The sequence below is a fragment of the Methanomethylovorans sp. genome, from assembly GCF_041305605.1.
Lineage (GTDB): Archaea > Halobacteriota > Methanosarcinia > Methanosarcinales > Methanosarcinaceae > Methanomethylovorans.
Genome location: NZ_JBFYLB010000172.1, coordinates 1 through 10,027, shown reverse-complemented (window position 1 = coordinate 10,027; position 10,027 = coordinate 1). Strand labels below are relative to the sequence as shown.

8 protein-coding genes are annotated in these 10,027 nt (G+C 44.3%); 4 read left to right on the top strand and 4 right to left on the bottom strand.

Translation table 11 applies throughout. From position 1 onward, the window contains the following. The coding region (gene mcrA / locus ACCM36_RS11075; protein WP_370573825.1) for a coenzyme-B sulfoethylthiotransferase subunit alpha at nucleotides 1-1,497 on the top strand (1,497 nt) is incomplete at its 5' end. A 170-nt stretch (nucleotides 1,498-1,667) separates the two neighbouring features. Then, the gene (locus ACCM36_RS11070; protein WP_370573824.1) at nucleotides 1,668-3,719 is read left to right on the top strand and encodes a hydantoinase/oxoprolinase N-terminal domain-containing protein; all 2,052 of its coding nucleotides are present in this window, start codon (nucleotides 1,668-1,670) and stop codon (nucleotides 3,717-3,719) included. On the opposite strand, the gene aroA is transcribed toward ACCM36_RS11070, so the two are convergent. Then, on the bottom strand, nucleotides 3,720-5,003 hold the full coding sequence (gene aroA, locus ACCM36_RS11065) for a 3-phosphoshikimate 1-carboxyvinyltransferase (protein WP_370573823.1): 1,284 nt from the start codon (nucleotides 5,001-5,003) through the stop codon (nucleotides 3,720-3,722). 335 nt (nucleotides 5,004-5,338) lie between these two features. Between aroA and ACCM36_RS11060 the strand changes: the two genes are divergently transcribed. Both ACCM36_RS11060 and ACCM36_RS11055 read left to right on the top strand, forming a co-directional pair. Further along, nucleotides 5,339-7,882 (top strand): PAS domain S-box protein, encoded by a 2,544-nt coding sequence (locus tag ACCM36_RS11060; protein ID WP_370573822.1) that lies wholly within the window; start codon nucleotides 5,339-5,341, stop codon nucleotides 7,880-7,882. A gap of 94 nt (nucleotides 7,883-7,976) precedes the next feature. Beyond that, complete coding sequence (locus ACCM36_RS11055) at nucleotides 7,977-8,426, top strand: DUF488 family protein (protein WP_370573821.1); 450 nt, start codon at nucleotides 7,977-7,979, stop codon at nucleotides 8,424-8,426. A gap of 3 nt (nucleotides 8,427-8,429) precedes the next feature. Here ACCM36_RS11055 and htpX read toward each other — a convergent pair whose 3' ends face one another. The 3 genes from htpX to ACCM36_RS11040 all read right to left on the bottom strand — a co-directional run. Further along, nucleotides 8,430-9,287 (bottom strand): zinc metalloprotease HtpX, encoded by an 858-nt coding sequence (gene htpX, locus ACCM36_RS11050; protein WP_370573820.1) that lies wholly within the window; start codon nucleotides 9,285-9,287, stop codon nucleotides 8,430-8,432. Nucleotides 9,288-9,412: 125 nt separating this feature from the next. Next, complete coding sequence (locus ACCM36_RS11045; RefSeq protein WP_370573819.1) at nucleotides 9,413-9,682, bottom strand: hypothetical protein; 270 nt, start codon at nucleotides 9,680-9,682, stop codon at nucleotides 9,413-9,415. 3 nt (nucleotides 9,683-9,685) lie between these two features. Continuing rightward, on the bottom strand, nucleotides 9,686-10,027 hold a 342-nt coding region (locus ACCM36_RS11040), incomplete at its 5' end, for a hypothetical protein (protein ID WP_370573818.1).

Genomic DNA, 10,027 nt, shown 5'->3' with positions numbered 1-10,027 from the left:
GGTGGTATACCACTCGGTCAGAGAGCCCTTACACCATCCTTCATATCAGGCACTGACATGATGGTAGAGGTCGACGACCTGCACTATGTGAACAACGCTGCAATGCAGCAGATGTGGGATGACATCAGGAGAACCTGTATCGTCGGTATAGACCTGGCCCACGAGACCCTTGAAAAGAGACTGGGTATCGAGGTCACACCAGAGACCATCAACTTCTACCTTGAGACCCTCAACCACGCCCTTCCGGGCGGTGCAGTGGTCCAGGAACACATGGTCGAGACCCACCCAGCACTTGTAGATGACTGTTATTGTAAGATATTCACCGGTGACGATGAACTTGCAGACGAGATCGACAAGCAGTTCCTTATCGACATTAACAAGGAATTCCCGGCAGAACAGGCAGCCCAGATTAAAGCAGCTATCGGAAAGACAACCTGGCAAGCAGCCCACATTCCAACCGTGGTCAGCAGGGTAACAGACGGTGCCCAGACCAGCAGATGGATGGCCATGCAGGTCGGTATGTCCTTCATTTCCGCATACGGCATGTGTGCCGGTGAGGCAGCGGTCGCTGACCTTTCATACGCAGCAAAGCACGCTGGTGTGATCTCCATGGGTGAGATGCTCCCGGCAAGGCGTGCACGTGGTCCAAACGAGCCAGGAGGTATCTCCTTCGGTCACCTCGCAGATATCGTTCAGACCAGCCGTGTAGACGCAGAGGACCCAGCACACGTAGCCCTCGAGGTTGTCGGTGCAGGATGTATGCTATACGACCAGATCTGGCTCGGTTCATACATGTCCGGTGGTGTCGGTTTCACACAGTACGCAACCGCAGCATACACCAACAACATCCTGGATGATAACCTGTACTACGATGTCGACTACATCAACGACAAGTACGACGGTGCAGCCAAGAAGGGTACAGACAACAAGGTAAAGGCCACTCTTGAAGTTGTCAAGGACATCGCCACAGAGTCCACTCTGTACGGTCTTGAGAACTACGAGAAATACCCAACTGCACTCGAGGACCACTTCGGAGGTTCCCAGAGGGCAACCGTGCTCTCCGCAGCAGCAGGTGCCGCAACCGCTATCGCAACCGGTAACGGAAACGCTGGTCTGTCCGGCTGGTACCTCTGTATGTACCTCCACAAGGAAGCACACGGCCGTCTTGGTTTCTTCGGTTTCGACCTGCAGGACCAGTGTGGTGCAACCAACGTGTTGTCCTACCAGTCCGACGAGGGTCTGCCTGTAGAGCTGCGTGGACCAAACTACCCCAACTACGCCATGAACGTAGGTCACCAGGGTGGATACGCTGCAATAGCATCTGCAGCACACGCAGGCCGCGGCGATGCATATGCAGTGAACCCACTCATCAAGGTCTGTTTCGCAGACAGCCTCCTGCCATTTGACTTCACTTCCCCAAGGAAGGAATTCGGTAGGGGCGCACTGCGCGAGTTCATGCCTGCCGGTGAGAGATCACTCATCATCCCAGCAAAGTAAATTGAAAAGTAAAATACAGGTAGGCTTTATGCCTACTTCTTTTCTCTTTTTTTTCAAATAAGTTTTCTAACTACTTTTTTTCTTCCAATGACCAACTATTATATATGATGCAATTCCTTTCCCTATAGTACATTTAGGCTTATAGTGCCTGTTTTCATGGAGTGTTATCTATGCAATACAGTTTGGGAATAGATGCTGGCGGAACTTTTACGGATGCTGTCCTTATCCGTGATACTGATGGAGTAATAGTGCAGAAGACCAAAGTACTCACCACATATCCGGACCCCTTGGGAGGGATAAGCAGGGCTATTGATGAGCTGGATCCGGAATATATCCGCAACGTTAAACTGGTATCTGTCTCCACCACACTTTCAACCAATACGATCCTTGAGGACACTGGATTTCCTGTAGCTGCTATCCTCGTAGGGGATTATGCTATTCCACAGGAGGGGTTTCCCACACATGACTATATCATGGTAAACGGCGGTCATACCAGCAATGGTGAAGAGGCTGCCCCCCTGGATGAGGAAAAAGTAAGGAAGTTTGCCATGGAGGTAAAGGACAAAGTTGCTGCCTTTGCAGTTTCTGCCTTCTTCAGCAATCGTAATTCAGATCATGAACTCAGAGTGAAGCATATAATTACAGAACTAACGGGACTACCTGTGGTATGTGGTCATGAATTGTCCCAGGAAGTGGGTGCATACGATCGTGCGATAACAGCATATCTCAATGCTCAGCTGCTCCCCATCACACATAACTTCATACAGTCCATCCTGAAAGACATTCGTGCAAGAGGTATTGAGGCAAGTTTGCTCATGCTCAAATGTGACGGTTCCGTCGTGGGCATGGAAGAGGCTTTGGAGAGGCCCATTGAATCAATTTTCTCAGGCCCCGCTGCAAGCCTTGTAGGTGCCTCCTATCTTTCTAAACTGGATACATGTGTCATGATAGATGTGGGTGGTACCAGTACCGATGTTGCCCTTATCAAAAACGGAGTGCCTGAACTTAGCGAGCATGGTGCTATTGTAGGTGGCTGGAAAACCATGGTCAAAGCTGTCCGCATGGAAACCTCAGCCACCGGAGGAGATAGTCATGTGTGGATCAGCGACAGTAAATTCCATGTTGGCCCCCGCAGGGTAATCCCACTCTGTCGTGCAGCACAGCAGTATCCGGGTTTCCTCAAGCAGCTTCAGGAGAGTAAAACCCCTTCAAAGAAGCTCCTTGATGAGAATGTACAATCCACAAAATTCTTTGTGCGTACCGGCTTCAAACCAATTGGTCTTACAAAAAGCGAAGAAGAGATATATGACTATATTCTGCATACGCCTGTATCCTATGTTGACCTGTTCCAGAAAATGAAAAAACAGCCAAGCACCTATGCTATAGATAACCTTATCAAAAAGCGCCTGATACAGCCTATTGGTTTCACTCCGACAGACGCGCTCCATGTACTGGGGGAGCTGCAGAAATGGAACACTGAAGCCTCTGTTGCAGGTGCAGGAAAACTGGCAAAATTACTGCAGATCGATAAAGAAGAGTTCTGCTGGAAAGTAAAACGAAAAGTCGCACGAAACATGGCAGTTGACTTGATATCCTACCTTATAGAAGGCATACCTGCTGATATTGTGCAGCGGATCCTTTCAGGAGAGAATTTCACTCGTTTTAAGGTGGAAACACCTGTTGTTCTCTTAGGTGGACCTGTCTGGGCTTTCAAAGAAGAGATGGAAAAACTCATTGATGCACAATTCATCGTACCTGAAAATGCCGATGTGGGTAATGCTGCAGGTGCATTGGTAGGCAAAGGCATAAAAAGAGTGGAGATCCTTATCAAGAAACACTTTGCCCCCATTACTGGCGATGGTATCTCAGATGAAGAGCTTAAAGAGGCAAAGGAGGTTGTAGAATACTTTGTCTTCACTCCGGAAGGACGAAAGGCCTTTGGTGATCACGTTGATGCCATATCATTCGCAACAGATACCGGTAAAAAAATGGTGATGGATTACATGATTGCTGCAGGTTATTGTAACAATGAAGTGGACATCGATGTAACCAGAAAAGATATGGTTATCACTGAAGGGGAAAGGCCTATGGAGACCAAGATCATCGTGGTGGGTGTGGGAACTTCCCGCATAGTGATGGAGAAAAGCTGCATCCCCGAATATATGCGCAAAAAAGCATTCAGTTTCAGCAAGGCGCTTGATGGATCATATTCCGGAAAATGATCATTCATCAAGCATTTCTATTTTTGCTCCAATGGACCTCACATCATCAAAGAAACTAGGATATGAGATGGACACGGATTCTGTAGTATCTATTGTAGTGTTTCCGGCTACCATTCCAACTAAAGTCAATGACATCACTATTCTGTGATCGTGCCATCCATGTAAATCTGCTCCGGTGAGCTTACCTCCAGTGATAGTAAGGCTGTCAGGCTCTTCTTTGACCATGATACCCATCTTCGAAAGCTCCACTGCCATTGCATGTAGCCTGTCCGTTTCCTTGTAGCGTACATGTTTGGCATTCCCGATAACTGTCACGCCATCAGCAACTGCAGCCAGCACTGCCACCGTAGGTACGAGATCAGGAGTAGCTCCGGCATCAAATGTGATCCCTTTTAGAGTTTTTCCTTTAACTGTCACTACACCTTTTTCTGTGTCCCAGTGTACCTCTGCTCCCATCTGCTTAAGTACATTGATTATCTCGGAATCTCCCTGTTTTGAAGGAAAAAGATTATGGACCTTTATGCATGAGCCAAGCATTGCTGCAGCTGCAAGCAGATAGGACGCAGAAGAGAAATCTCCGGGAACAGTGTACTCTTTAAGATCGTACTTCTGGTTTGCCGGAATAATGAACTTAATGCCGTTTGTTTCATCTATCAGTATCCTTACTCCGGCCTCCTTCAGCATTTCTATGGTAATGTCCACATACGGTCTGGACTTCATCTGTCCTTTTACGGAAAGAACCGTATCTCCCATAGCAAGCGGGCATGCCATTAATAATGCAGAGATAAACTGCGAGCTCATGGAACCATCTATTTCTGCAGCGGAACCTTTGAGCCCACCCCTTACTACAATGGGAGCACAGCCATTGTTCCGTGTGGAAAAAACCTCGACATTAAGTTTGTTGAGTACGTCCAGAAGCGGCTGATTGGGTCTTCCCCTGATGGAATTGTCACCTGTAAGTACTGTTGCACCACTTGCCAGTGAAGATATGGCAGTCATAAGGCGCAGAGTGGTACCGGAGTTCTTCACATCTATTATATCGTCAGGTACGCTGGGTTTTCCTTTCATGCCGATTATATGAAGGTCACCATTCGCCTTTTCGATCTTAGCACCTAATTTTTCACAGGCTGCTACAGTTGCCAGAGTGTCTGCTGAAAGTAAAGGTTTCCTGACAATGCATTCGTTGGAAAGAGCACCAATGGCGATAGCCCGATGCGTATAGCTTTTTGACGTAGGTGCGAATACCTCACCATTAATTTTAGAGATGCCAGCAGATACTTTCATGTTATCCTCTTAAATGAAAAAATTTACCTATTTTGTGCACTCGGGTGCCTTTTCACAAACAGTAACGTTTGCATGTTTTTGAAGTCAAGCATGAAGTGATGATATATATACGTATCTGTTCCAGCTTTGTCCAAAACATCGAATAAATTTCTCATTAAGAACTCGTTTTTATAATGTACGATCTATTTGAATTTATTACAGGTCTGAGCAATATAAATTAATAACTGCATGTCTGATGTCAGATATGAATTTAAAATATGTTAGCATAGTTGGTTGATCAATACTTTATACACCTGATTAAAATATCTCCAGGAGACACGGGGTAGGGTAATAAAATGGATGAGCAAAATAAAGTTGAAAAAGATATAATAATAATCTGGAGAGTTACGCTTTTGTATCTATTTGTGGCCAGCACCTGGATTATATCCTCAGATATTGTTTTAGAATGGTTTGCTCCGGATATTACCCTCTATGCCAAACTCCAAACATACAAAGGATGGGTTTTCGTCCTTGTCACTGGATTGTTATTATATTTGTACCTGAAACCACGAACTGAGTCTCTCCGAAGATCACAAAAGGCCCTTTTCAAAGCTAAGGAAAAATTGCATGAAAGTGAAGAGAAATACAGGGAATTGAACCAGTTAAACCAGTCCACTCTGGATTCTCTGGATCTGAATATCTGCGTACTGGACGAGACCGGAGCAATAATAAAAACAAACAAGTCATGGCAAGCTTTTGTTCTTGCTAATTCAGATAAACTTGACAAACTTAGTGAAAAAGTAAATTATATCCAGATCATTAAAAATCTCAGGGGTCAGGACAATGAGTTGGCATTAAAATTTGCAAAGGGTATTGAAGATGTGATAAGTGGAACAGCAGAATACTTCGAGCTTGAATATCCATATCATTTATCTGATGAAGAACAATGGTTCCTTGAAAAGGTCATTCCTTTTGAGGGTACTGACACTTTCCCGCGCAAAGTGGTCATCTCTCATACAAATATCACTGACAGAAAAAAAGCACAAAAGGCTCTTGAGAAACATAATGAGTTCGCTCAGGCTATTCTTGACAATCTTCCCATTGGTTTAGCCGTAAATGAATTCGATAGCGGAAATGCAAATTACATGAATGCCAAATTTTCAGATATATATGGCTGGCCCCAAAAGGAACTCACAAGCGTACCCCGCTTTTTTGAGCTTGTTTACCCGGATCCGGATTACCGTAAAAAGATAATGGAGCGTATAATGTCTGACATACAGAGTGGCGATATCAATAGGATGCACTGGGATGATATCAGCATCTGCACAAAAGACAAAGGAAATAGATGGATCACAGCAGTGAATATCCCGATCTTTGAACAGAACATAATGATATCAACAGTTCAGGATGTAACTGAACGCAAGCTTATGGAGATGGATCTAAGGGAGAGCGAAGAGGACTACAGGAGATTGTTTGAAGACCATTCTGCGATCAAACTTCTTATTGACCCCGATACTGGCAAGATCATTCAGAGTAATCATGCAGCTGCAGTTTACTACGGATGGACTCGCGAAGAACTCAGCCAAATGACTATCCAGCAAATAAATACTCATCCTCCCGAAGTGATCGATGGAGAAATAAGAAAGGTAAGGGCGCAGAAAAGTGTATGTTTTGAATTCAAGCACCGCCTTGCAGATGGATCGACAAGGGATGTTGAAGTGTTCAGTAGCACTATAAAGATGAAAGGAAAAGAATTACTTCATTCGATCATTCATGATGTCACCGACCGCAAGCAAGCAGAAAAGGCTCTGCTGGAAAGTGAAAGCAAATTCAGGAGCTATATTACAAATGCACCTAATGGTATCTTCATAATTGATGCGAATGCAAACTGTCTTGAGGTCAACACAACTGCTGGCATGCTTACAGGTTATTCAGAGGAAGAATTAACCGGGATGAATTTCAATGACTTGATAGCTCAGGAATATAGGAAGATAGCAGATCAAAATTTCTTAGACCTCAAAAACAATGGCTCTGTTTTTGTTGAACTGTCCTTTATGCGTAAAGACGAGACAATTTGCTGGTTGAGAATAGATGCAAGTAAACTATCCGAAACCCGTTATCTTGTATTTGCAAGTGATATCACAGAGAAGAAAAAAGCTGAACATTCCCTCATCAGTGGTAAAATGATGGCAGAAGAGAACAGCCGCATCAAATCTGAGTTCCTGGCTAACATGAGTCATGAGCTGCGTACTCCGCTCACGGCCATTATTGGTTTTTCAGATCTCCTGAACATTCAGCATTTTGGTGAATTGAATAATAAACAACTCGAATTCGTAGGCCACATTTCCAAAAGTGGAAAACATCTTCTTAATGTGATAAATGATGTTTTGGACCTCTCAAAGATAGAATCCGGTAAAATGGATCTGGAATGTGAATATTTCCCTGTTTCGAAACTGATCGATGAAGTTCAGAAGTCGCTGTACCCCCTGGCTGTCCGCAAAGGTATTGAAGTAAGCATAAGCAACAATAATAAGGAGCCTGAGATATTTGCTGATAAATTGAAGCTAAAACAGATCATGTACAACCTGCTCAACAATGCTATCAAATTCACTCCGGATAATGGTTTGATATCAGTTGTTGTGAAAAGAGCCGGTAACACCATCGAAGTATCGGTTTCAGATACAGGGATTGGAATTCCTGTACACATGCGGGAAGAGATCTTTGATCCATTCGTACAGGTCGATGCATCAAGCAAAAGAAAGTATGGAGGTACAGGCCTGGGACTTGCACTTACCAAGCGTTTCGTGGAAATGCACAACGGAAAGATCTGGGTGGAAAGTGAGGAAGGTAAAGGTAGCACTTTTACATTCACTCTTAAGGATCAGAATCATATTGAATAATATGTGCTTTTGTTAATGAAGTCTGTTGAAAATGCGAATTAAATCTTCTTTCTTTCGAAGTATTCAATTAGATTAAAGATAATTAGCTTTACTGATGGTTGAAAAAGCTCAGTGTTACAGTATAGGATATGGTAACAGGTCCTTTGATGATTTTGTACAAATGCTTGTTGAAAACAGGATCACTCACCTTGTAGATATCAGGAGATACCCCCAGTCAACATTTGATGATTTCAACAAGGAATCACTTCAGAGTTCTCTTCCCCTTTACAACATAATTTATATTCATTGTGAAGGAGTTGGAGGTATGCGGGATTCCACTTATATTGAGTATATGGGGACCGGGGAGTTCAGGAAAAGTTTTTCCCATCTCCTTGCATGCATAAATAGCGTCAATGAAAAAGGTGGAAGAGTAGTACTAATGTGTGCAGAAAAAAATCCAAAGGACTGTCACCGCCGTTACCTGGCGCAACATCTGGAACAGTCGGGAATAAAAGTTATACATCTGACCGAGCCCGGTCAGATTGACTTATGTTCTTTCTCCTGATCGTTACATAGCCCGCAGGCGAGCTATCCTCTCTTCTGTGGCAGGGTGCGTTCTGAACAAGTTGCTGAACCCTCCTACCTTAAGAGGATTGACTATAAACATGTGTGCCGTGCTGTCCGATGCCTGCACGTCTCCTCTTCTTGGGCGGTACATGGCACTACCATATTCCAGCTTCTCCAGTGCATTTGCAAGAGCCCATGGCTTCTTACAGATCCTTGCACCTTCCTCATCAGCAGCAAATTCCCTTGATCTGGATATGGCAAGCTGTATGATGGTCGCTGCCAGGGGGGCAACAATGGCCAATGCCAGGAAACCTACGATACTGTTACTACCTTCATCATCACGGCCACCGAACCCACCGAAGATAGCTGCCCACTGGGCCCATGTGGCTATCATGGAGATGACACCTGCAATGGTAGCTGCGATCGCACTTATCAGTGTGTCCCTGTTCTTCACGTGAGCCATTTCATGAGCCAGCACACCTTCCAGCTCTTCAGTGGAAAGAAGATCTAATATACCTGTGGTAGCTGCTACAGCAGCGTGTTTTGGATCTCTGCCAGTTGCAAAGGCATTGGGCATGGAGGTATGCACGATGTAGACCTTAGGCATAGGCATATCCGCAAGGGTTGCAAGTTTCTTTACTATACCATACAATTGCGGGTACTCAGAAGCAGTGACCTCTGCTGCCTTGTACATGCGCAGTACTATTTTATCACTGTACCAGTAGGTACCGAAGTTCAGGATCATAGCGAATAAGAACGCTATGATCATTCCGGAAAAACCTCCGATGAGCCTTCCTACTATGACCAGCAGACCGGTCAAAGATGCCAATAACAAAGTTGTTTTTAGCATGTTTCCCATATTATATTTCCTCAACATACCTCATTTACTGAGTTCTCATAAATTTGCATATACTAGATGTATGTTCATCTATAAAATCATATTGGCTCATAATAAATATAAAACAAGAGTATAGAGATATGGTATCAAATCTCTTCGATAGTAATGTTCTCCTCTTTTTCCATCTCACTAATAAGAGCTTCCAATTCTTTCATTTCCTGCTCCATATCCTGTATCTCAGTATCGGTTATACTTACATTGCCCTCGGCCAGTATTGCATCGGCAACTGCAGTATCATTTGCAGGAGATGTCTGCGATGAGGTAAGTTCAGAGGTAGTATCCTTTTTATCTGTACATCCGGAGAGTGCAAGAGCACAGATGACTACGACCAGAATGCAAATATTAACATACTTCATCTTTCACTCCTCCTGTGAACTGTCTTCTTCGGACACACTATCAAATTGGGAAGCCCACCGTTTGCTGTCTTCATCCGTACCCGCAATATATGCACCTTCTCCTGAAAGTACAGCACTTCCGATACCTTCTACTTCCAGATCAAGATCTGTCCCTCTGACCATAACAGTAAGCCGGCTACCTGAGATGGTGACCTTAGCTGTGAGGTCGGAGTAGACAAGTGCCCTTTTAGGATCATCTGCCAGGGAATTATCCATTTCCAGAATAATTTCAGAATCACTGTTAATGATCGTTACTTTTGCATCACCTGCAAGGTCTTTGATCACAAGTTGTGCATCATGTATCAT